Below are 21,328 nucleotides of genomic sequence, written 5' to 3' on the forward strand. Positions count from 1 at the left end.
GATGACTACCCCCGACATTCGCGTCGAGAAGGGCCACGCCGAGCCCGAGGAGGTCGCGGCCATCACCGCGATCCTGCTGGCGCGCGCCGCCGCCCAGCCCGCCGCCCCCGCGCGCCGTGGCCGCGACAAGGCAGGCTGGCGCCGCCTCGAGCGCACCCCGGGCTTCCGCTCCCCGCACAGCTGGCAGGGCTGACGCCCCCATCGTGACCAGGGCCCCGCTCTCCCGGAGGAGAGCGGGGCCCTCGTCGTCGCAGCTCAGGAAGGTGTGCGGGCGGCGGCCGACTCCGCAAGCGGGCGGACCGCGGGATGCCAGGGCCGCTCCCGTGGGCCGCTCAGCACCAGGCGCCGGGCGGCCCGCGGCTCCACCGGCAGCAGCACCAGGTCGGGCGGGACCAGCGGGCGGGAGACCTCCGACAGGACGGTCACACCGATGCCCGCCTGCACCATGCTGATCAGGGTGGCCAGATCCCGTACCCGCTGCGCCGGGGCGAACCGCAGCTCCGCCAGGTCGTGCAGCGCACGGACCCGCTCCTCGCAGCCGCCCGGTGAGATCAGGAAGTCGTCGTCCGCCAGCTCGCGCACGTCGACGACCGGCTCGGCCGCCAGCGGATGGTCGCGGGGGAGCAGCACGCGGTAGCCGTCGACGGCCAGCCGGACGCCGGGGCCCGGCGGCGGATCGATCAGGACGGCGGCGTCGGCCGTGCCGTTCTCCAGCCACCGTTCGACCTCGGCGCTGTCGCCCTCGAAGACCCGCACCGTGACGCGCGGACAGCTCTCCCGCCAGTGCCGCACCAGGCCGGGCAGCAGGCCCTGGCAGACCGTCGGGGTCGACGCGAGCCGCACGGTGCCGGTGACGGTTCCGGCGTCCTCGGCGATCTCCTCCACGGCCCGGACCGCCGACAGCGCACTGCGGGCGTACGGCAGGACCCGCTCCCCGAGCGCCGTCGTCCGCACCGGACCTGACCTGACGAGCAGCGGGGCGGCCAGCTCGCGTTCCAGGGAGGCCACGGCGTGCGACACCGCGGACTGGCTCAGGCCGAGCTCGTCGGCGGCCGCGCTGAAACCGCCCGCGTCGACGACGGCCAGAAACGCCCTGAGCTGCGGGAAGTTCACGGTCATGAGGCGGCCTCATAGGTCTATGACGGCTATGCGTTGGATCAATCGTGCCAGGCCGGGCGAGGGTTGCCCGGTGTCGTCGTACCCGGCGGACAGCCCACGATCCGGAGGAGAGCCATGCCCCACATCAGGGTCACCGTCACCGACCCCCACCTGCCCGCCGACATCGGCAGGGCCCTGGCCGAGGGGCTGACGGGCCTCGCGGTCACCGCGCTCGGCAAGTCTGCCGAGCGGACCATCGTCCACCTCGACCCGGTCCCCGCCGACCGCTACTACGTGGCCGGAAAACCCCTGGCCCACAGCACCCGTGACGTGCATCTGGAGGTCAGTATCACCGCGGGCACCAACAGCGCGGCACAGAAGGCCGCCTTCATCACCGGAGCCGCCGCGTTCCTGGCCGACCTCCTCGGCCCGCTCGCCCGCGGCGGCGTCGCCCTGCACGAACTGCACCCCGAGAGCTACGGCTACCAGGGCGTGACCCAGTTCGAGCATTACCGCGGGGGCGGAAACTGACAGGGGCCCGCACGCCGAAGCGTGCGGGCCCTCAGCCGCGTACCGGAAAAAGGTGGGCGGACCGCTATCGGAGCCGCGCCATCAGCGCGTGCTCGACCAGCGTGATCAGCGCGCTCTTCGCGTCCGCGCGGTGGCGCGCGTCGGTCGTGATGATCGGGGTGTCCGGGCCGATCTGCAGCGCCTCGCGCACCTCGTCGGGCGTGTACGGCTGGTGGCCGTCGAAGCCGTTGAGGGCGATGACGAAGGGCAGCCCGGAGTTCTCGAAGTAGTCGACGGCGGGGAAGCAGTCGGCGAGCCGCCTCGTGTCGACCAGGACGACCGCGCCGATCGCGCCACGGACCAAGTCGTCCCACATGAACCAGAAGCGGTCCTGACCGGGCGTACCGAAGAGGTACAGGATCAGGTCCTGGTCCAGGGTGATGCGGCCGAAGTCCATGGCCACCGTCGTGGTGGTCTTGTCCCCGGTGTGGGTCAGGTCGTCGATGCCCGCGGACGCGGACGTCATGACGGCCTCGGTGCGCAGCGGGTTGATCTCAGAGACCGCCCCGACGAACGTGGTCTTGCCCACGCCGAAGCCGCCCGCCACCACGATTTTCGCGCTGGTGGTGGAGCGGGCTGTTGCTCCGCCGCTAGAGCTTGCGAAGTCCACTGAGCACCCTTTCGAGCAGTGTCACGTCTGGCTGGCCGCCGGCGGTGTCGTCGCCGCCGGGCTGATGGATGGCGACAAGTCCGGCCTCCGCCAGGTCGGCTACGAGGATCCGGGCGACGCCGAGGGGGATGGAGAGGAGCGCCGAGATCTCGGCGACCGACTTGATCTCCCGGCACAAGTTGCAGATGCGCTGATGCTCGGGCAACTGGCCCTGCAACTGGTGCGGTTGTGCGGTGGTGTGCACCAGCGCCTCGATGGCGAGCTGGTAGCGCGGCCTGGTGCGGCCGCCCGTCATGGCGTACGGGCGCACCAGGGGGTTGTTCGCCGACCCCGCGGGCGCCGGTTCAGGGGCGCGCCGTTGGGGTTGCACTGGCTGAATACGGGGTGCTCGCGCCGGGTTGCCCTGGTCGTACGGACGCGGCCCGGGCTGCTGGGGCTGCGAGTACGGCTGGCGGCGGTGGCTCGGAGCGGAGGGGAAGTTGTACCTGTTCGGGCCGCCGTCGTGCTGGCCGCCCTGGCCGTGACCAGGGGACCAGTTCGCCGATGACGAACCGTCTGGGGGTGTTGCCACGTTGCTTCCTCCTCCAACTGTGCCGGGCACCATCACTGTGGAGCCGCGTCCCGAACCTTACGGCCACGAGGCGCGAAAACGCACCGTCTGTCTGTTAGTTGAGAAGGCTCCCCTGGAGCTCCGCGCGCAGGTCCGGAGTGAGAACCGTGCCCGCACGATCGACAAGAAGTGCCATTTCGTACCCAACGAGACCAATGTCCGCATCCGGGTGGGCAAGAACGGCGAGCGAGGAGCCGTCGGAAATGGACATGATGAAGAGAAATCCTCGCTCCATCTCCACAACGGTCTGGGTCACGGAGCCGCCCTCGAAGATCCGGGAGGCCCCGGCGGTCAGCGAGGTCAGGCCCGAGGCGACGGCCGCGAGCTGGTCCGCACGGTCGCGGGGGAAGCCCTCGGACATCGCGAGGAGGAGTCCGTCGGCAGAGACCACCACGGTGTGGGACACCCCGGGGGTGTTGTCCACGAAGTTGGTGATCAACCAGTTCAGGTTCTGCGCCGCCTGGCTCATCGGGCTCACACTAACGCTCCTGGTTGTAGGTGCTATCAGGGCTGAAGCCCTGGCCATTCGTGTCACTTCCTGCAGTGCGTCCCCGCTGGACACCCCGGCGCAGGTTGCTCAGCCTGCCCCGCACGTCCTCGGGGTCGCGGGAGACCTGGGGGCCGCCCTGTGGGGTCTGTTCCGCGGTGCCCTCGACCAGATTGGCCTTGGGCACCCGCCGCGGGAGTCCGGACGGGGTGACCCCGCCCGCCTTCGGCTCCTTGAGGCGCTCGGCTCGCTGCCAGCGCTCGTCGTTGGACGAACGCCAGTCGTCCCGGCCCTCGCTCGCGGCGGGGGAACTCTCGTTCCCGTTCGCACCGGAGGAACCCCTGCGGGGGAGGCCTGCGTCGGTCATGTCGTGGACGACGGACGGCGCCGGTCCCGGCCGGTCGAAGCCTACGCGTTCGGCGTCGGCCGTGTGGCCCGCCTGCGCAGATTCCGCTTCCTGCCCGTACTCCGGCTGGTAGCCGTCGGCGGAGGGCCAGTCGTCCTGACGCGAGCGCTCCGGATAGGAGATCTGCTGGTCCTGGTACCCGGCTGAATCGTCCTGGTAGTACGGCTCGGCCGGGTACTGCCCGGTCTGGTACTGCTCACCCTGGTACGGCTCGGCCGGATACTGCTCGTCGCGGTATCCGTCCTCGGCGTACTGCGCGTCGGTGTACTGCCCGGTGGCGTACTGGTCGTTCTCGTACTGCCCGCCCTGGTCGTACGAGACCTGCTGCTGCTCGTCGTACGCGGGAGCCTGCTGCTGGTAGCCGCCCTGCTGCGGCTCGACCTCGTCGCGGAAGAGCGGACGGTGGTCGCCGGGCTGGTGGGCCTGCGCCTCCAGCGCCGCGCGGCGCTCCTCACGCATCAAGGAGCGGCCGACCGGGTCGAGTTCGGGCTGCGCCTCGGTGCCGTCCCCGTGGTAGCGGGTGTCGTCGAAGCCCAGCTCGGCGGCGGTGCGCAGCGGCTCGGGCGTCAGGGCCTGCTGCTCCGGGATGATCGAGGAGACGGTGAACTCGGGGTCCTGCGAGCCGTGCTCGCCACCGCCACCGTGCGTGATCGCGTCCGGCAGCATGACCAGCGAGGTCGTGCCCGCCTGCTCGCCCGAGGGGCGCAGCTGCACGCGGATGCCGTGCCGGTCGGAGAGCCTGCCGACCACGAAGAGCCCCATGCGCTGCGAGATCGCGGCGTCCACGGTCGGCGGGTTGGCCAGCTTGTGGTTGATGTCCGCGAAGTCCTCGGCGGTGAGGCCGATGCCCTTGTCGTGGATCTCGACCATGACGCGGCCGTCGGGCATCCGGGTCGCGGTGACGCGGACCTTGGTCTGCGGCGAGGAGAACGTGGTGGCGTTCTCCAGGAGCTCGGCGAGCAGGTGCACGAGGTCGGTCACGGCGAGGCCGTGGATCTCGGCCTCCGGAACGCCCGACAGCTCGATGCGCTCGTACTGCTCCACCTCGGAGGAGGCGGCGCGCAACACGTCGACCAGCGGAACCGGCTGGTCCCAGCGGCGGCCCGGCTCCTCGCCGGAGAGCACGAGGAGGTTCTCGCCGTTGCGGCGCATACGGGTCGCCAGGTGGTCCAGGCGGAAGAGCGACTCCAGCTGGTCCGGGTCGGCCTCGTTGTTCTCCAGGTCGGTGATGAGGGTCAGCTGGCCCTCGATCAGGGACTGGTTGCGGCGCGACAGGTTGGTGAAGATCGCGTTGATGTTGCCGCGGAGCAGGGCCTGCTCGGCGGCGAGCCGCACGGCCTCGCGGTGCACCTGGTCGAAGGCGCGGGCGACCTCGCCGATCTCGTCCGTGGTGTTGATCGGGATGGGCTGCACCCGGGTGTCGACCCGGCCCGGGTCGGTGCGCGACAGCTGGTCGACCAGCATCGGCAGGCGCTGCTCGGCGATGCCGAAGGCAGCGGTGCGCAGCTGGCGCATCGCCTTGGACATCTGGCGGGCCATGAGCCCGGCCAGGATGAAGGCGGCGAGCAGCGCGAGCACCACGATGGCGCCCGTGATGTAGGCGTTGCGCTGCGCGGTGGCGGCGATGTCGGACGCCTCGTCCACGGCCTTGTCGGCGAGGTCCGACTCGATGGTGCGGTACGCGTCGAACTTGGCGGAGGTGGTGGCCCACCAGGCCTCGCGGGTGATGCCCTTGCCGGCCAGCTCGACGCGGGCGCTGGGCTGGGTGCTCTCCAGGGTGGCGATGGCGGAGACCATCTTCTCCTGGGAGGGCGGCGGGACGAACGTCTTGCCCTGGGCCTTCGCGGCGGCCGCGGCCTCCTTCGCCTGCTTCTCGCCGGCGGCCGTCAGCTCCTTCTTGGCGTCCTCCAGCTTGGCGACGTCCTCAGGGGTGCCGCCGCCGGTGTACTCCTCGATGGCGATGCGTTCGAGGTAGGCGTACGAGGCGAGCGAGGTGCGCTGCAGCGTCAGCGAGCCGTTGCCGGGGCCCGGCTTGACCAGCAGGTGCGTACCGATGGACCGCTCCAGCGAGAGCGCGGCCTTGGAGAGCGAGATCGCGTAGACGGTGCGCCCGTAGCTGGTGATGTTGCCGGTGCCCAGACCGAGCTCGTTGGCGAACTCCATCAGGGGGTGCTGGATGGCGACGTAGCCCTCTTCGGTCTTCACACCGGGGAGCTTGGTCGTGTACGCGGCCTGACGCAGCGGAACCAGCTTCGGCTCGACCTTGTGGAAGCCGTCGAGCCGACGGTTGAGGCCTTCCTTGTCCGGCATCTTCTCCGAGGCGGCCTTGAACTCGGCGGCGGCCTTGTCGGTGGCCTTGCGGGCCTTGATGACGGTCGGGTCGTTCCGCTTGCCGTTCAGCAGCGGAGCGGCGGTGATGTCGCGCTCCTCGATGAGACGGTTGCCGTAGTTCAGCGACGCCCGCACCAGGCGGGCGGTGTTCTCGGCGTCCTGGGCCTCGCTCCAGGTGTCGATGGAGCCCTTGACCTGGAAACCGCCCATGACCAGGCCCACGAGCACGGGTATGAGCAGGATCGCGTTCAGGCGGGTCGGCACGCGCCAGTTGCGGGGGGACATCCGTCCGCCGGAGGACGCCGGGGGCTCGTTGACCGCCGCGGCGGCACCATCGGCGGGGGACGCCGCTGTGCGCGGCGGCGGGGTGAAGTTGCCCCGCGTGTCCCCCATGGGGGATGCAGCGGGGCTCGGCTTGCTTCGCCTCACTCGACCAACAACCTCTCGGCGGCGGCACTCACGTCGTGCCGCTGTCGTCTCCAAGGCCCGTGCTACTGGGCAGTTCGACGCATTCCAGCACGTCAGGGGCCGCTCTTCCAAACAGTAGGAAGCTCGGCTTCCAAGTGGTGTAAGCCTCAGATAAATCGGTCAAAAAGAGCGAGCCCCGCCAAAAGGCGGGGCTCTTGTGAGCACAGCGACACCAGGTGACCGCGACGCGTGGCGGTCACCGGGCAATTCTCTGTCGAAACGTTATGAACACCCATCGCGGCCGTGTCAAAGGACACAGATCACTCCGTGTGGACTACGGCAACTGCCGTACTGACCTGCCTACTTGAGACGTGCCATAAGTGCGTGCTCGACCAGGGTGATCAAGCCGCTCTTTGCGTCCGCACGGTGTCGCGCATCGGTCGTGATGATCGGCGTACCGTCCCCGATCTGCAGCGCCTCGCGCACCTCGTCGGGCGTGTACGGCTGGTGGCCGTCGAAGCCGTTGAGGGCGATGACGAACGGCAGACCGCTGTTCTCGAAGTAGTCGACGGCGGGGAAGCAGTCGGCGAGACGGCGGGTGTCCACGAGCACCACCGCGCCGATGGCGCCGCGCACGAGGTCGTCCCACATGAACCAGAAGCGGTCCTGACCGGGCGTACCGAAGAGGTACAGGATCAGGTCCTGGTCCAGGGTGATGCGGCCGAAGTCCATGGCGACGGTGGTCGTCGTCTTGTCCCCGGTGTGGGTCAGGTCGTCGATGCCCGCGGACGCGGACGTCATGACGGCCTCGGTGCGCAGCGGGTTGATCTCGGAGACCGCTCCGACGAACGTGGTCTTGCCCACGCCGAAGCCGCCCGCCACCACGATCTTCGCGGAAGTGGTGGAGCGGGTCGCCTCCGAACCGCTAGAGCTTGCGAAGTCCACTGAGCACCCTTTCGAGCAGTGTCACGTCAGGCTGGCCACCGGCGTTCTCGTCGCCGCCGGGCTGGTGGATGGCGACGAGCCCGGCCTCGGCCAGGTCCGCCACGAGGATCCGGGCCACCCCGAGCGGCATCGAAAGCAGCGCCGAGACCTCGGCCACCGACTTGACCTCACGGCACAGGTGGCAGATCCGCTGGTGCTCGGGGAGCAGCCCCATCAGCTGGGCCGGGTCGGCCGTGGTGCTCACCAGCGCCTCGATGGCGAGCTGGTAGCGGGGCCGGGTCCGGCCGCCGGTCATCGCGTAGGGACGCACCAGCGGCTGGTCGCCCTCCATTCCGTACGAGGCGTCGCCGTACGGGTTGTGAGAGGCGGTGGGCGGGGTCATGGATCCTCCGGGCGGGACAGCAGGTCATCTGCGTGTGCCGTCTGACAGAGCCGGTGGGGGCAGTGTGGCGGCCGGACGGTTGGTCAGTACGTTCGGTCGGTGGGGCGGCCGAAGGGGTAAAGCTTCGGAGCGTGCTCCGGGGGCTTAGTGGAGCAGGCTGCCCTGCAGTTCGGCGCGGAGGTCCGGGGTCAGGACGGCGCCCGCGCGGTCGACGAGGAGCGCCATCTCGTACCCGACGAGGCCGATGTCGCACTCGGGGTGTGCGAGCACGGCCAGGGACGAACCGTCGGAGACCGACATGAGGAAGAGGAACCCCCGCTCCATCTCCACCACGGTCTGGGTGACGGCGCCGCCCTCGAAGATCCGGGAGGCCCCGGCGGTGAGGGAGGTCAGCCCGGAGGCGACCGCGGCGAGCTGGTCGGCGCGGTCCCGCGGGAAGCCTTCGGACATCGCCAGAAGCAGGCCGTCGGCGGAGACCACGACCGTGTGGGACACCCCGGGGGTGTTGTCCACGAAGTTGGTGATCAACCAGTTCAGATTCTGTGCCGCCTGGCTCGGACTCAACTAACGCTCCTGCTGGTGAGTGGGGAAACTGCCGGTCTGGCCGGTACCGGCCTGGCGACCCTGCTGGATGCCCCGACGGAGATTCGTCAGCCGGCCGCGTACCTCTTCGGGCGCACGCGAGACCTGCGGACCTGTGCTGTCCTGCTGCTGCTGGGCCGTGCCCGCGACCAGGTTGGCTCGCGGGACGCGACGCGGCAGTCCGGATGTGGTGACGCCGCCCGCGGAGGGCTGCCGGACGCGCTCGGCCTGACGGCCCAGCTCGTCGTTGGGGGAGGTGCGCCAGCCGCCGGGCATCCCGTTGCCGTTGGTGCCGCCGGGGGCGACGGGAGCGGCGGCCGGGTCCTGGCGCTGGGGGCGCGAGGGGAGCGGACGCTGCGGCGGCTCGGGGGCCTGGTGGCGTGCGGGCTCGGGAGCCTGGCGCGGCCCGGCCTCGGGGGCCTGGCCGCCCTGCTGCTCCTGCCGCGCGGGCTGCCGGTGCTGAGGCTCCTGCGGTGCGGGCTGCTGCGGTGCGGGCTGTTGCGGCGCCGCGTGCTGGTTCTGCTGCTGCTGGAACCAGTTGGTCTCCAGCGTGTCGAACAGCGGCGTGCGTCCGTCGCCGGGACCGGCGGGGGGCAGGGGCTCGGGCTCGGCGGGCTGCAGGGGCTGCGCGGGCTGCAGAGGCTGCTGCTGGTTCTGCTGCGCCTGGTTCTGACCCTGACCCTGGTTCTGGCCCTGACCCTGGCCCTGGTTCGGACCCCGGCCCTGGCCCTGGTCCGGACCCTGACCCGGCTGCTGCGAGGACGTCTGCGGCTGCTGGGGGATGCCCTGGTTGGGGTCGCCCTGGCTGCGGCGCGGGGCCGGCGGGCGCGGCACGGTGTAGTCGGGGTTCTCCCGACCGCCCTGCTGCGCAAACCCGTTGGCCTGGTCCTGCTGCTGGTTCGGGTTCTGCTGGTTCTGGTTCTGGTGCTGCGGCGCGGCCGGGCGGCCGGGCTGCTGGCCCTGTCGGGGTCCGCCCTGCCCGCCGAAGACGTCCGAGCGGACGAACTGGCCGGTAGAGCCCGTGTCCTGCGGTGCGGAGCTGCCGGGCGGCGGCCCGTCGAAGTCCGGGCGGGCGAACTCCGCGGTGGAGCCAGGGCCCTGCCGGTCGTCCGCACCGGCCACCGAGGGCTGGGGGAACTGACCGGTGGACTCGTGCTCCTCGTGACCCCGCGGGGTGTCGAAGGGCTCGCGCGACACCTGCGGCTGCGCGTTCTCGTCGCTCCAGCTGGGCACGCGCGGCTGCGGGTTGCCCCCGGGCAGCTCGGCACGGGGTCCGCCACGCGGCGGCAGCTGGGGCCTGCGGCCCTGGTCACCGGCGTCGGACGGCGGGTTCATGGCGTTCGTACGCTGCTGGGGAACCGGAGGCTGCTGCGCGTTGCCGCCACGGCCGCCCTGCGGCTGACCGCCCATCGGCTGGTTGCCCTGCTGCTGGTTGCCCTGCGGAGCCATCGGCTGACCGCTCTGCGGACGCTGCTGTCCCGTGTCCCTGGAGGGCAGCGCGGCCCGCGGACCCGAGCCCGCGACCTGCGGACGCGGCGCACCGGCACCGAGCAGCCCGGGACCGCCCTGGCCACCGGCACCGGGCCCGCCGCCGAGCGCGGGACCGCCGCGGCCGGGGCCACCGCCCTGACCGGGACCACCGTTGCCGCCCGGCCCGACACCGCGGCGCGCGGCCGCGGCACCCGCGGCGGCCTGAGCCGCGGCGGGACCGCCGGTCGAGGTGGGCGCACCGGGCTTGCCCGGCATCTTCTTGCCGCCCTGGGCGACGTCGACGGGCAGCATGACCAGCGCGGTCGTACCACCGGAGTCGGACGGGCGGAGCTGGATGCGGATGCCATGGCGCTGCGAAAGACGGCCGACCACGAACAGACCCATGCGGCGCGACACCGAGACGTCCACGGTGGGCGGCGACGCGAGCCGCTCGTTGATCGCCGCGAGGTCTTCCGGCGAGAGGCCGATGCCGGTGTCGTGGATCTCGATCAGCACGCGGCCGTCGGGCAGCGCGTGACCGGTGACCTTGACCTTGGTCTGCGGCGAGGAGAACGACGTCGCGTTCTCGAGCAGCTCGGCGAGGAGGTGCACGAGGTCGTTGACGACGCGTCCCGCGACCTCGGTCGCGGGCACCGAGGAGAGCTCGATGCGCTCGTACTGCTCCACCTCGGACGCGGCGGCACGCAGCACGTCGACCAGCGGGACGGGGCGCGTCCAACGACGGCCCGGCTCCTCACCGGCGAGGACGAGGAGGTTCTCGCCGTTACGGCGCATGCGGGTCGCGAGGTGGTCGAGCTTGAAGAGCGAGGACAGCTGGTCCGGGTCGGCCTCGCGCGACTCCAGCTCGGAGATGAGCGAGAGCTGGCGCTGGATGAGGCCCTGCGAACGGCGCGAGAGGTTGGTGAACATCGCGTTGACGTTGCCTCGCAGGAGGGCCTGCTCGGCGGCGAGGCGGACGGCCTCGCGGTGCACGTCGTCGAAGGCCGCGGCCACCTGGCCGATCTCGTCCCGCGAGTGCACACCCACGGACTCCACCGACGTGTCCACGTCCTGCGGGTCCGACTCCGAGAGCTGCTTGACCAGCTCGGGCAGACGGTCCTGGGCGACCTTCGTCGCGGTGTCCTGGAGGCGGCGCAGCGAGCGGATCATGGACCGGGCCACCACGAACGCGCCGACGAGCGAGACGCCGAGCACGAGCAGGATCAGCGCACCGTTGAGGATGGCCGACTGCTCCGACTCGTTGCGCAGCTCGCGAGCCTTCTGCTCCATCTCGCCGAGCAGCGTCAGCTCGATCTTCGACATCGCGTCGATCTTGGTGGTGTCGTTGTCGATCCAGTCCTTGTAGGACCGCTTGTCCTGGAGCTTGATGCCGCCCTCCTGCTCGAGCACGCGCTTGGCGTACTCGTTGGCGGCCTTGACCGCGGGGTTGCCGCCGTCGATGGGCTTGGTCAGCTCACCGGCGTTGCCCGCGTAGATCTTGCTGAAGGTCTGGAGCTCCGAGCGCTCCTTCTCGTTGGCGCTGAGGCCGAAGGTGCGGTCGGTCTCGGAGATCTTGCCGTAGTCGCTGTCGTTCGCGGGCAGGGCCGCGGCGATGATCGCGCGCTGGACGGACGCGTACTCCTTGGCCGAGGAGAAGGCGGCCAGCGAACGCGTGCGCTGGATCATGTCCGGGTTGCTCGTCGCCTGCGCCATGTCCTGGGAGAGCTTCAGGAGCTGCTCGACCAGCTGGCTGTAGGCCTCGACGGTCTGCGAGGTGGAGCCCTTGTCGGCGAAGGCCTTCTTGCGGACGTCGTTGATGCCCTGGAGCTGCTGGGTGATCTGGACCGCGCTGTGCCGGACGCCGAGAAGGCCCTTCTCGCCGTCGGTGTCGTTGAGGTCCTGGGTGCCCTGCAGGAAGTTGCGGTAGACGCGGTCGGTCTTGTCGCGCGCGCCCTTGACCGTGTAGTCCGTGGCCGTCGCGCCGTGCGCGAGGGGGCCCGCGGACTTGTCGCGCTCCTCCTGGAGCGCGGCGGCGAGCTCGGTGGCCTGCTTGGTCATCTCGGTCAGCAGCTTCATGTTGTCGAGCTGCTGGATCTCGTCCAGGGACGAGTTGATGCGGAGCGCGCCGAGCGAGGTCGCGGTGATCACGGGGAGCGCGAGCAGCGAGACCAGTCGGGTCGAGATGCGCCAGTTGCGCAGGGCTATTCGCGAGCCGGGTCCGGTGGGGGTCTTGGCTCCGGACGAGCCCTTGCCCTTGGCCGGTGCGGCCGTCGAGCCGCTGCCGACGGCGCCTTGACGCGCGGCGCCGGGGCCGCTGTCGCCGGGCGTGCCCGGGCCGGGGTTCTGGGCGTGCTGGGGCGAGGAGCCGCGCTCCGGCTCCGCCGGAGCATCCCCTCGGCCGCGGTCGGCCTGGGGAGACCCCTTGCCATCCCTCTTGAAACGTCCCTGCACTAGCGTCGCAACCTCTGGACCAGGCGTCCTGCCGGGTAACGGCGGGACGGTGTCGGCGTCGTGGGGCGGCAAGCGCCCCATGGGTGGTCGTGAGTGACCGGCGCTTGCTCCCCCTCCCCGCCGCCACTCGGCGCTGCGTTGCGCCCCTGCGCGCCGGTTCGATCCCGCGGCGGTCCCGGGAATTCCAGCACAGTGCCGGATCTCCAACAAGGCCCGTGTGTCACGGCGCGAGCTACGTGACGCGTTGTGAGTGCGGAGTCACGAGACGTAGAAAGTGATCTAGTAAAAAACGGACTCATCCCCACAAAGCTTCTACCGGTGGGGGGTGTCCCAGTCTTCATGATCAGGAGCGGAATGGTGCCTTCAGTGGCGCAATGTCCGTTTCCAACTGGTCGATTCCAGGGCTGAATTGACCCTTTTGTCCGCTAGTTCGTGAGCAAACTCACACGAAGATCATGGCGTCTTCCGGACTTTGGCCGGGAATTGGATGTTTAGCCTGACGCTTTACAGGGATGGCGAATCCGACAAGCCGCGTCCTTCACGGGACGCCACAACCGACAAGGTCCGAACAGCAGATGAAGACTGTGAAGTCGACGATATTCCGCAACATAGCCAACCCGCGCCGCACCACTCTCGCGCACCTCGCGGACGCGGACGAGGTGCAGGCCGCGGCCGAGCGCCCCGAGCATGCCGTCGAACTGCCGACGCAGACCGCCAACCCCAAGCGCACGATCCTGATGGACGCCCCGGAGCAGCCGACCCCCGTAGCGGGTTAATACGGGAGGTCGGCGCCCCTTGCCGCGTTAGCCTGGAGTGTCAGACTCCACCCATTCCAGCAAGGGGCCAAGGCACACGTGCGCATCGCCAGGTTCTCCATCGACGGCAACGTCGCCTTCGGCGCGGTCGAGGGCGAAAGTCCCCCCGGAACGACCGACGGGCTCGTCCTCGACATCATCAAGGGCATCCCGTTCGCGGACTTCGAGCTCTCCGGCACGAAGGTCCCGCTGAGCAAGGTGCGGCTGCTGCCCCCGGTGCTCCCCAACAAGGTCGTGGGCATCGGCCGCAACTACGCGGACCACGCGAAGGAGCTCGGCAACGAGGTCCCCGAGATCCCGGTCGCCTTCTTCAAGCCGTCCACCTCGGTGATCGGCCCCGGCGACGCCATCGCGTACCCCTCCTTCTCGCAGGAGGTGCACTACGAGGCCGAGCTCGCCGTGGTCATCGGCCGCATGTGCCGCGAGGTCCCGCGCGAGCGCGCCCGTGACGTCATCCTCGGCTACACCTGCGCGAACGACGTCACCGCGCGTGACGTGCAGAAGCGCGAGAAGCAGTGGGCCAGGGCCAAGGGCTTCGACAGTTCCTGCCCGCTCGGCCCCTGGGTGGAGACCGACCTCGACCCCTCCGACCTGACCATCCAGTGCACGGTCAACGGCGAACAGCGGCAGCTGGGGCGTACGGCCGAAATGGTCCGCTCCATCGAGGACCTGATCGTGCACGTCTCCGAGGCCATGACGCTGCTCCCCGGCGACGTCATCCTCACGGGCACCCCGGCAGGGGTCGGCCCCCTCAACGTCGGCGACGAGGTCGCCGTCACCATCGAAGGCATCGGCACTCTCACCAACAAGGTGATCAAGCGTGGCTAACGCGACCCCCGTACGCGTACGGTTCTGTCCCTCGCCGACCGGCAACCCCCACGTGGGCCTGGTCCGCACCGCCCTCTTCAACTGGGCCTACGCCCGGCACAACGAGGGCTCCCTGGTCTTCCGCATCGAGGACACCGACGCGGCTCGCGACTCCGAGGAGTCGTACGAGCAGTTGCTCGACTCGATGCGCTGGCTGGGCTTCGACTGGGACGAGGGCCCCGAGGTCGGCGGCCCGCACGCGCCGTACCGCCAGTCGCAGCGCATGGACATCTACAAGGACGTCGCGGCCAAGCTCATCGAGGGTGGCTACGCCTACCCCTGCTACTGCACCACCGAGGAGCTGGACGCCCGCCGCGAGGCCGCCCGCGCCGCGGGCAAGCCGTCCGGCTACGACGGCCACTGCCGCGACCTCACCGCCGAGCAGAAGCAGGCGTACGAGGCCGAGGGCCGCAGCCACATCGTCCGCTTCCGGATGCCGGACGAGGCCACCACCTTCACCGACCTGGTCCGCGGCGAGATCACCGTCCAGGCGGAGAACGTCACCGACTACGGCATCGTGCGCGCCAACGGCGCCCCGCTGTACACGCTGGTCAACCCGGTCGACGACGCCCTGATGGAGATCACCCACGTCCTGCGCGGCGAGGACCTGCTCTCCTCCACGCCCCGCCAGATCGCCCTCTACAAGGCGCTGATCGAGCTGGGCATCGCCAAGGGCATCCCCGAGTTCGGCCACCTCCCGTACGTCATGGGCGAGGGCAACAAGAAGCTGAGCAAGCGCGACCCCCAGGCCTCGCTCAACCTCTACAGGGAGCGCGGTTTCCTCCCGGAGGGCCTGCTCAACTACCTCTCCCTCCTGGGCTGGTCGTTCTCCGCGGACCAGGACGTCTTCTCGATCCCCGACATGGTCGCCAAGTTCGACCTCGCGGACGTGAACGCCAACCCGGCCCGCTTCGACCTGAAGAAGGCCGAGGCGATCAACGCCGACCACATCCGCATGCTGGACGTGAAGGCCTTCGCCGAGGCCTGCGAGCCCTGGCTGCGCGCCCCGCACGCCAACTGGGCCCCCGAGGACTTCGACGAGTCCGCCTGGGCGGCGATCGCCCCGCACGCCCAGACCCGCGTCAAGGTCCTCTCCGAGATCACGGACAACGTCGACTTCCTGTTCCTTTCGGAGCCGGTCTTCGACGAGGCGAGCTGGACGAAGGCCATGAAGGAGGGCTCCGACGCGCTCCTGCGCACGGCCCGCGCCAAGCTGGACGCGGCCGACTGGACCTCCCCCGAGTCCCTCAAGGAGGCCGTCCTGGCCGCAGGCGAGGAGCACGGCCTGAAGCTCGGCAAGGCCCAGGCCCCGGTCCGCGTCGCCGTCACCGGCCGCACGGTCGGCCTGCCCCTCTTCGAGTCCCTGGAGATCCTGGGCAAGGAGAAGGCGCTGTCCCGCATCGACGCGGCCCTGACGAAGCTGACCGCCTAGTCAGACGTACGCGACGCATGTGACGTCCACATGAAGGACCCGGAAGCCCTCACGGCTGCCGGGTCCTTCGCATACCGTCGTAGACATGCCGATCAAAGCCGTGGTCTGGGACATCGACGACACGATCTTCGACTACGCGCGCGCCGACAGCACCGGCATGCACGCGCACCTCACGGCCGAGGGCCTCCTGGAGCAGTACGGCTCCGCGGAGCGCGCGCTCGACCGCTGGCGGGAGCTCACCGAGCACCACTGGGCCCGCTTCGGGGCCGGGGGACTGACCTTCCAGGAGCAGCGCCGCGACCGCGTGCGCGACTTCCTGGACGTCCCTGCGCTCTCCGACGACGACGCCGACGCCTGGTTCGAGCGTTACGTCGGTCACTACGAATCGGCCTGGTCCCTCTTCCCCGACACCGTGCCCACCCTGGACGCCCTTGCCGACGAGTACCGCCACGCGGTCCTGTCCAACTCCGCGCTGTCCGTCCAGGAGCGCAAGCTGACCGTCCTCGGCGTGCGCGACCGCTTCGAGGCCGTGCTGTGCGCCGCCGACCTCGGCGTCTCCAAGCCCGCCGCCGAGGCCTTCCTCGCCGTCTGCGCCCGCCTGGACCTCGCGCCCGCCGAGATCGCCTACGTGGGCGACCAGCCGGAGATCGACGCCAGGGGCGCCAGGGACGCGGGCCTGCTCGGGATCTGGCTCGACCGCAACGGCTCGGCGGGACAAGGTCCGTCGGGCGTGCACCGCATCAAGGAGCTCTCCGAGCTCCCCTCGGTGCTGCGGGCGGATACCCGTTTTGGAGCGCCGTCCACCTTCGGGTAATGTTCTTCCTGCGCCGCCCGAGAGGGCCGAAAGGTCCGGCCGGGAAGCGCAAGTCAAACAAAACCCCGTCAAGGGGTGGCGCTTTGATGGCCTATGGTGTAATTGGCAGCACGACGGTTTCTGGTTCCGTTAGTCTAGGTTCGAGTCCTGGTAGGCCAGCTCGCAGAGCTCATCTGCACCTTGTGGATCTCATCCACAATGCCCCCGTTGTGTAGCGGCCTAGCACGCCGCCCTCTCAAGGCGGTAGCGCCGGTTCGAATCCGGTCGGGGGTACAGATCCTTCCCGCGGGGACAGATCGGGTCGCACCCACTGTCACTGATGCAGGATCGCTAGGGCCCCCGTTGTGTAGCGGCCTAGCACGCCGCCCTCTCAAGGCGGTAGCGCCGGTTCGAATCCGGTCGGGGGTACTGAAGGTACTAGACCTGGTCTAGACCACATTGGGCTATGGTGTAATTGGCAACACGACGGTTTCTGGTTCCGTTGTTCTAGGTTCGAGTCCTGGTAGCCCAGCTGGATCGCGTGACAACACAAGATCCTTGCCCCCGTTGTGTAGCGGCCTAGCACGCCGCCCTCTCAAGGCGGTAGCGCCGGTTCGAATCCGGTCGGGGGTACAAGAACGGCAGAGGGCCTTCCCGTGAGGGAGGGCCCTTTCGTCATGCCTGCGGCGCCTCCGGCTCCTGCCCGTAGCGCCGGTTGGACTCCTCGGCCTGCGCCATGCGGCGCAGGCTCAGCAGGACCGGCTCGTAGAGCACCGTGAGCGCGACCGCCGCCTCCAACTGCTCGTCCGGCGACTCGTACCGCTCGATCAAGTCCAGGTCCGTGTCGGCAAGTTGCCGCCCCGCGCGCGCGTACGGCGCCAAGTCCGCCACGCCGCACGGGTATCCGAGCCGGGCCAGGGTGTCCACGGCGGTCACCAGCATCCGATAGGCGGGCGACTCGGCTCCGTACTCCCGGGCGTTCCGCCAGCCGAGGCGTGCCAGCAGGGCGTCCACCGTGTGGCGCGCCGCCTCCTGGGGCGGGTCGTCCGCGGTGGGCTCCGGGCCGTGCGGCAGTGCCCATACCGCCGTTCCCAGGCGGGAGTTGTGGTCCAGCGAGTCGTCCTCCAGCGCGGTGAGCACCTCCCGCGCCGACGCGATCGGCACCCGGCCCACCTGGACCAGCGCCCGCACGAGCCGGAGCCGCTGCAGATGGGTGTCGTCGTACTCGGCCTGCGTCGCCGTCACGCGGTGGCCCGGCGGGAGCAGTCCCTCGCGCAGGTAGTACTTGATCGTGGCCGTGGGGACCCCGCTGCGCCGGCTCAGTTCCGCCAGTCTCATCGGTTCGTGCCTCCTCTTGCGCTCCTCTTTGGAGAGTGCCACTATCCAAGCATGGATAGCGGAACTATCCAACGTTCGGCCAGAGCTCCGTCAAGGGGGAACCGTCATGAGCAGCAAGCCGATCGAAGGGCGCATGACCGCCGAGGCGGAAGGCGACGTGGTCGTCTTCCACATCGGGATGCGCATCAATGCCTTCCGCGCCGTCCGCAGCTGGTGGCCCGTCTTCATGGCGATGCCCCGCATGCTGAAGGAGCTGTCGCGGGACCGGGAGAGCGGAATGCTGGGCTACCGGCTCCTGTTCGGCGGGGCGCGCCTGGTGTACGTGGTCCAGTACTGGGAGTCGCAGGAGAAGCTGCTGGCGTACTCGACCGCGCCGGACAAGGCCCACCGGCCCGCGTGGGCGGCCTTCAACCGTCGCATCAGGGAGGGCCGGGGCAAGGTCGGCTTCTGGCACGAGACGTTCGTGGTGCGGGCCGGTGCCCATGAGGCGGTGTACGTGAACATGCCGCCGTTCGGCCTGGGCGAGGCCACCGGCGTGATTCCGGTCGGCCGCCGCGGGGACCGGGCCGCAGACCGGCTGAGCAGGGCCTGACGCCCCCGGCGGGTGCCCTGCGGGGCGGTCCGGGGGCGGAAGGGGACAGAAAAGCGCCGGAAGAGGCTGCCGCGGCGTTGAGGCAGCTTCTTCCGGCGCTGTGTGCGTGCGAGGGCGCTTTCGGCGCCGGGGCGTCAGCCGCCGGAGCGGCGCAGGGCCTCGGAGAGGCGTCCGGCGGCGTCGATGACCGCCTGCGCGTGCATGCGGCCGGGGTGGCGGGTCAGGCGCTCGATCGGTCCGGAGACCGAGACGGCGGCGACCACGCGGTTCGAGGGGCCCCGCACCGGCGCGGAGACGGACGCCACGCCCGGCTCGCGCTCGCCGATCGACTGGGCCCAGCCCCTGCGCCGTACGCCCGAAAGGGCCGTGGCCGTGAAGCGGGCGCCCTGGAGGCCGCGGTGCAGGCGCTCCGGCTCCTCCCACGCCATCAGGATCTGGGCCGACGAGCCTGCCTTCATCGTGAGCGTCGAGCCGACGGGGACGGTGTCCCTGAGGCCCGAGAGGCGCTCCGCCGCGGCCACGCAGATGCGCATGTCGCCCTGGCGGCGGTAGAGCTGCGCGCTCTCGCCCGTGACGTCGCGCAGGTGGGTGAGGACCGGGCCCGCCGTGGCGAGCAGGCGGTCCTCGCCCGCCGCCGCCGCGAGCTCCGAGAGGCGGGGGCCGAGAATGAAACGGCCCTGCATGTCCCGGGCCACCATCCGGTGGTGTTCCAGTGCCACGGCCAGTCGGTGGGCCGTGGGTCGTGCGAGCCCGGTGGCCGCGACCAAGCCCGCGAGGGTGGCCGGACCGGACTCCAGAGCGCCCAGGACAAGAGCCGCCTTGTCCAGAACGCCTACGCCGCTAGAGTTGTCCATGCGTCGATACTCCCGTCTCACTCTGTGAAACGCAAGTTCAATTTTCTGCGAGACGCGCCACTCTGTACGAGCGATCCGCGGACCAACGGATCGGCGGTCGACGCGCGGCACGAGGGGTACGCGCGTCGGCGAACGGATTCTCTAGTTGGGCCGGCGAAGCGGCCGGTCGGAGGGAAAGCGATGGGTAGGACACTCGCGGAGAAGGTCTGGGACGACCACGTCGTCCGGCGCGCCGAGGGCGAGCCCGACCTCCTCTTCATCGATCTGCACCTGCTGCACGAGGTGACCAGCCCGCAGGCCTTCGACGGCCTCCGCCAGGCCGGTCGGCCGGTGCGCCGGCTCGACCTCACCATCGCGACCGAGGATCACAACACCCCGACCCTCGACATCGACAAGCCCATCGCCGACCCGGTCTCGCGGGCGCAGCTGGAGACGCTGCGCAAGAACTGCGCCGATTTCGGGGTGCGCCTGCACCCGCTGGGCGACGTCGAGCAGGGCGTCGTCCACGTGGTGGGACCGCAGCTGGGACTGACCCAGCCCGGCACCACGGTGGTCTGCGGCGACTCGCACACCTCCACCCACGGCGCCTTCGGCGCGCTGGCGTTCGGCATCGGCACCTCCCAGGTCGAGCACGTCCTGGCCACCCAGACGCTGCCGATGGCCCGCCCCAAGACCATGGCCATCACCGTCGACGGCGAACTGCCCGACGGCGTCACGGCCAAGGACCTGATCCTCGCCATCATCGCGAAGATCGGCACCGGTGGCGGCCAGGGGTACGTCCTGGAGTACCGCGGCCCGGCCGTCGAGAAGCTCTCGATGGAGGCGCGGATGACCATCTGCAACATGTCCATCGAGGCGGGCGCCCGCGCCGGGATGATCGCCCCGGACCAGACCACCTTCGACTACATCGAGGGCCGCGCCCACGCCCCGCAGGGCGAGGACTGGGACGCCGCGGTGGCGTACTGGAAGACCCTGAAGACCGACGACGACGCCGTTTTCGACGCCGAGGTCTACATCGACGCCGCCTCGCTGGCGCCGTTCGTCACCTGGGGCACCAACCCGGGCCAGGGAGCGCCGCTTTCGGCGAACGTCCCCGACCCGGCTTCGTACGAAGACGCTTCGGAGCGCTTCGCCGCCGAAAAGGCCCTGGAGTACATGGGGTTGACCGCGGGGCAGCCGCTGCGGGACATCAAGGTCGACACCGTCTTCGTAGGCTCGTGCACCAACGGCCGCATCGAGGACCTGCGCGCGGCGGCCTCCATCGTCGAGGGCCGCAAAGTCGCCGACGGCGTACGGATGCTGGTCGTCCCCGGCTCGGTCCGGGTGGCCCTGCAGGCGATGGACGAGGGCCTGGACAAGGTCTTCACCAGTGCAGGCGCCGAATGGCGGCACGCGGGCTGCTCGATGTGTCTGGGCATGAACCCCGACCAACTGGCTCCCGGCGAGCGCTCGGCGTCCACGTCGAACCGCAACTTCGAAGGCAGGCAGGGCAAGGGCGGGCGCACCCACCTGGTGTCCCCGCAGGTCGCCGCCGCCACCGCGGTCACCGGCCACCTCGCCTCGCCCGCCGACCTGTCCGACGCCCCCGTGACCGCCGGAGTCTGAGAACCATGGAAGCATTCACCACGCACACCGGCCGGGCCGTTCCGCTGCGCCGCAGCAACGTCGACACCGACCAGATCATCCCTGCTCACTGGCTCAAGAAGGTCACCAGGGACGGTTTCGAGGACGGGCTCTTCGAGGCCTGGCGCAAGGACCCCGAGTTCGTCCTCAACCGCCCCGAGCGACAGGGCGCCACGGTCCTGGTCGCGGGCCCCGACTTCGGCACCGGATCCTCCCGTGAGCACGCCGTGTGGGCGCTGCAGAACTTCGGGTTCAAGACCGTCATCTCGTCCCGCTTCGCCGACATCTTCCGGGGCAACTCGCTGAAGAACGGCCTGCTCACCGTGGTGCTTGACCAGACGGTCGTGGACGCGCTCTGGGAGCTGACGGAGCGGGATCCGCAGGCCGAAATCACCGTTGACCTGCAGGATCGCCAGGTCCGCGCGGAGGGCGTCACCGCCGACTTCGAGCTCGACGAGAACGCCCGCTGGCGCCTGCTGAACGGCCTGGACGACATCAGCATCACCCTGCAGAACGAGCCGGACATCGCCACGTACGAGTCCGGGCGCCCCTCGTACAAGCCTCGGACCGTGCAGGTCTGACACCTCGCAACACCCTGCAACACCCCGACGTACCCCCAATCGTGAACGGTTGGGGGTACGTCTGTGTGTGGCCGTCCGGGGGT

Annotated in this window: 20 protein-coding genes and 5 tRNA genes; 14 read left to right on the forward strand and 11 right to left on the reverse strand. The window is 70.2% G+C overall.

Going from position 1 to position 21,328, the window contains the following annotated elements:
- The first annotated feature begins 1 nt into the window (after position 1).
- Positions 2-193, forward strand: coding sequence for an acyl-CoA carboxylase subunit epsilon (locus ABZV77_RS17660; RefSeq protein WP_356257100.1), 192 nt, complete (start codon positions 2-4; stop codon positions 191-193).
- A 62-nt stretch (positions 194-255) separates the two neighbouring features.
- Here ABZV77_RS17660 and ABZV77_RS17665 read toward each other — a convergent pair whose 3' ends face one another.
- Positions 256-1,119, reverse strand: coding sequence for a LysR family transcriptional regulator (locus tag ABZV77_RS17665; RefSeq protein WP_356257103.1), 864 nt, complete (start codon positions 1,117-1,119; stop codon positions 256-258).
- 114 nt (positions 1,120-1,233) lie between these two features.
- Here ABZV77_RS17665 and ABZV77_RS17670 point away from each other — a divergent pair, with 114 nt between their 5' ends.
- Positions 1,234-1,629 carry a 4-oxalocrotonate tautomerase family protein gene (locus tag ABZV77_RS17670; protein WP_356257105.1) on the forward strand — a complete coding sequence of 132 codons (396 nt, stop codon included), beginning with the start codon at positions 1,234-1,236 and terminating at the stop codon, positions 1,627-1,629.
- 64 nt (positions 1,630-1,693) lie between these two features.
- On the opposite strand, the gene ABZV77_RS17675 is transcribed toward ABZV77_RS17670, so the two are convergent.
- The 8 genes from ABZV77_RS17675 to ABZV77_RS17710 all read right to left on the reverse strand — a co-directional run bounded on the left by ABZV77_RS17675 (position 1,694) and on the right by ABZV77_RS17710 (position 12,350).
- Positions 1,694-2,278 carry an ATP/GTP-binding protein gene (locus ABZV77_RS17675; protein ID WP_030361923.1) on the reverse strand — a complete coding sequence of 195 codons (585 nt, stop codon included), beginning with the start codon at positions 2,276-2,278 and terminating at the stop codon, positions 1,694-1,696.
- On the reverse strand, positions 2,259-2,849 hold the full coding sequence (locus tag ABZV77_RS17680) for a DUF742 domain-containing protein (protein ID WP_356257108.1): 591 nt from the start codon (positions 2,847-2,849) through the stop codon (positions 2,259-2,261). The genes ABZV77_RS17675 and ABZV77_RS17680 overlap by 20 nt, the downstream gene beginning before the upstream one ends.
- A gap of 94 nt (positions 2,850-2,943) precedes the next feature.
- Positions 2,944-3,357 (reverse strand): roadblock/LC7 domain-containing protein, encoded by a 414-nt coding sequence (locus ABZV77_RS17685; protein WP_055564496.1) that lies wholly within the window; start codon positions 3,355-3,357, stop codon positions 2,944-2,946.
- 10 nt (positions 3,358-3,367) lie between these two features.
- Positions 3,368-6,505, reverse strand: a complete 3,138-nt coding sequence (locus tag ABZV77_RS17690) for a nitrate- and nitrite sensing domain-containing protein (protein ID WP_356257111.1) — start codon at positions 6,503-6,505, stop codon at positions 3,368-3,370.
- Positions 6,506-6,880: 375 nt separating this feature from the next.
- On the reverse strand, positions 6,881-7,465 hold the full coding sequence (locus ABZV77_RS17695; protein WP_055564452.1) for an ATP/GTP-binding protein: 585 nt from the start codon (positions 7,463-7,465) through the stop codon (positions 6,881-6,883).
- The gene (locus ABZV77_RS17700) at positions 7,446-7,847 is read right to left on the reverse strand and encodes a DUF742 domain-containing protein (protein WP_055564453.1); all 402 of its coding nucleotides are present in this window, start codon (positions 7,845-7,847) and stop codon (positions 7,446-7,448) included. Before ABZV77_RS17700 ends, ABZV77_RS17695 begins: the two co-directional genes overlap by 20 nt.
- Positions 7,848-7,991: 144 nt before the next feature.
- Positions 7,992-8,411 (reverse strand): roadblock/LC7 domain-containing protein, encoded by a 420-nt coding sequence (locus tag ABZV77_RS17705; protein WP_098244998.1) that lies wholly within the window; start codon positions 8,409-8,411, stop codon positions 7,992-7,994.
- On the reverse strand, positions 8,412-12,350 hold the full coding sequence (locus tag ABZV77_RS17710; protein WP_356257115.1) for a nitrate- and nitrite sensing domain-containing protein: 3,939 nt from the start codon (positions 12,348-12,350) through the stop codon (positions 8,412-8,414).
- Between the two features lie 575 nt (positions 12,351-12,925).
- Between ABZV77_RS17710 and ABZV77_RS17715 the strand changes: the two genes are divergently transcribed.
- From ABZV77_RS17715 to ABZV77_RS17755, 9 genes are all read left to right on the forward strand, one after another.
- Complete coding sequence (locus ABZV77_RS17715; RefSeq protein ID WP_356257118.1) at positions 12,926-13,126, forward strand: hypothetical protein; 201 nt, start codon at positions 12,926-12,928, stop codon at positions 13,124-13,126.
- Positions 13,127-13,204: 78 nt separating this feature from the next.
- Positions 13,205-13,993, forward strand: coding sequence for a fumarylacetoacetate hydrolase family protein (locus ABZV77_RS17720; protein ID WP_356257121.1), 789 nt, complete (start codon positions 13,205-13,207; stop codon positions 13,991-13,993).
- A complete protein-coding gene (gene gltX, locus ABZV77_RS17725) occupies positions 13,986-15,464 on the forward strand; it encodes a glutamate--tRNA ligase (protein ID WP_356257123.1) in 1,479 nt (492 codons plus the stop codon). The genes ABZV77_RS17720 and gltX overlap by 8 nt, the downstream gene beginning before the upstream one ends.
- A gap of 85 nt (positions 15,465-15,549) precedes the next feature.
- Positions 15,550-16,278: an HAD family hydrolase gene (locus ABZV77_RS17730; RefSeq protein ID WP_356257125.1), complete on the forward strand. Its 729-nt coding sequence runs from the start codon at positions 15,550-15,552 to the stop codon at positions 16,276-16,278.
- Between the two features lie 87 nt (positions 16,279-16,365).
- Positions 16,366-16,437, forward strand: a tRNA-Gln gene (locus ABZV77_RS17735).
- Between the two features lie 41 nt (positions 16,438-16,478).
- Positions 16,479-16,551, forward strand: a tRNA-Glu gene (locus ABZV77_RS17740).
- 62 nt (positions 16,552-16,613) lie between these two features.
- Positions 16,614-16,686, forward strand: a tRNA-Glu gene (locus ABZV77_RS17745).
- A gap of 31 nt (positions 16,687-16,717) precedes the next feature.
- Positions 16,718-16,789 (forward strand) — tRNA-Gln (locus ABZV77_RS17750).
- 28 nt (positions 16,790-16,817) lie between these two features.
- Positions 16,818-16,890 (forward strand) — tRNA-Glu (locus ABZV77_RS17755).
- A 42-nt stretch (positions 16,891-16,932) separates the two neighbouring features.
- On the opposite strand, the gene ABZV77_RS17760 is transcribed toward ABZV77_RS17755, so the two are convergent.
- On the reverse strand, positions 16,933-17,595 hold the full coding sequence (locus ABZV77_RS17760) for a MerR family transcriptional regulator (RefSeq protein WP_356257128.1): 663 nt from the start codon (positions 17,593-17,595) through the stop codon (positions 16,933-16,935).
- Positions 17,596-17,701: 106 nt separating this feature from the next.
- Between ABZV77_RS17760 and ABZV77_RS17765 the strand changes: the two genes are divergently transcribed.
- Positions 17,702-18,187 (forward strand): DUF4188 domain-containing protein, encoded by a 486-nt coding sequence (locus ABZV77_RS17765; RefSeq protein ID WP_356257131.1) that lies wholly within the window; start codon positions 17,702-17,704, stop codon positions 18,185-18,187.
- A 134-nt stretch (positions 18,188-18,321) separates the two neighbouring features.
- Here ABZV77_RS17765 and ndgR read toward each other — a convergent pair whose 3' ends face one another.
- Positions 18,322-19,041 carry an IclR family transcriptional regulator NdgR gene (ndgR, locus tag ABZV77_RS17770; protein WP_268773680.1) on the reverse strand — a complete coding sequence of 240 codons (720 nt, stop codon included), beginning with the start codon at positions 19,039-19,041 and terminating at the stop codon, positions 18,322-18,324.
- 180 nt (positions 19,042-19,221) lie between these two features.
- On the opposite strand from ndgR, the gene leuC reads away from it, so the two are divergent.
- Positions 19,222-20,646, forward strand: a complete 1,425-nt coding sequence (gene leuC, locus ABZV77_RS17775) for a 3-isopropylmalate dehydratase large subunit (RefSeq protein WP_356257134.1) — start codon at positions 19,222-19,224, stop codon at positions 20,644-20,646.
- A 5-nt stretch (positions 20,647-20,651) separates the two neighbouring features.
- Positions 20,652-21,245 carry a 3-isopropylmalate dehydratase small subunit gene (gene leuD / locus ABZV77_RS17780; protein ID WP_356257137.1) on the forward strand — a complete coding sequence of 198 codons (594 nt, stop codon included), beginning with the start codon at positions 20,652-20,654 and terminating at the stop codon, positions 21,243-21,245.
- Positions 21,246-21,328 lie beyond the last annotated feature (83 nt).

It is taken from the genome of Streptomyces sp. NPDC004732 (assembly GCF_040609235.1).
In the GTDB taxonomy this organism is placed as follows: Bacteria; Actinomycetota; Actinomycetes; order Streptomycetales; family Streptomycetaceae; genus Streptomyces.

Excerpts from the sequence above, each read along its gene's own strand:
- ABZV77_RS17660 (WP_356257100.1), top strand. The coding sequence starts at position 2 with ATGACTACCCCCGACATTCGCGTCGAGAAGGGCCACGCCGAGCCCGAG.
- ABZV77_RS17665 (WP_356257103.1), bottom strand. The coding sequence starts at position 1,119 with ATGACCGTGAACTTCCCGCAGCTCAGGGCGTTTCTGGCCGTCGTCGAC.
- ABZV77_RS17670 (WP_356257105.1), top strand. The coding sequence starts at position 1,234 with ATGCCCCACATCAGGGTCACCGTCACCGACCCCCACCTGCCCGCCGAC.
- ABZV77_RS17685 (WP_055564496.1), bottom strand. The coding sequence starts at position 3,357 with ATGAGCCAGGCGGCGCAGAACCTGAACTGGTTGATCACCAACTTCGTG.
- ABZV77_RS17690 (WP_356257111.1), bottom strand. The coding sequence starts at position 6,505 with ATGGGGGACACGCGGGGCAACTTCACCCCGCCGCCGCGCACAGCGGCG.
- ABZV77_RS17700 (WP_055564453.1), bottom strand. The coding sequence starts at position 7,847 with ATGACCCCGCCCACCGCCTCTCACAACCCGTACGGCGACGCCTCGTAC.
- ABZV77_RS17715 (WP_356257118.1), top strand. The coding sequence starts at position 12,926 with ATGAAGACTGTGAAGTCGACGATATTCCGCAACATAGCCAACCCGCGC.
- ABZV77_RS17730 (WP_356257125.1), top strand. The coding sequence starts at position 15,550 with ATGCCGATCAAAGCCGTGGTCTGGGACATCGACGACACGATCTTCGAC.
- ABZV77_RS17760 (WP_356257128.1), bottom strand. The coding sequence starts at position 17,595 with ATGAGACTGGCGGAACTGAGCCGGCGCAGCGGGGTCCCCACGGCCACG.
- ABZV77_RS17765 (WP_356257131.1), top strand. The coding sequence starts at position 17,702 with ATGAGCAGCAAGCCGATCGAAGGGCGCATGACCGCCGAGGCGGAAGGC.
- ndgR (WP_268773680.1), bottom strand. The coding sequence starts at position 19,041 with ATGGACAACTCTAGCGGCGTAGGCGTTCTGGACAAGGCGGCTCTTGTC.
- leuC (WP_356257134.1), top strand. The coding sequence starts at position 19,222 with ATGGGTAGGACACTCGCGGAGAAGGTCTGGGACGACCACGTCGTCCGG.
- leuD (WP_356257137.1), top strand. The coding sequence starts at position 20,652 with ATGGAAGCATTCACCACGCACACCGGCCGGGCCGTTCCGCTGCGCCGC.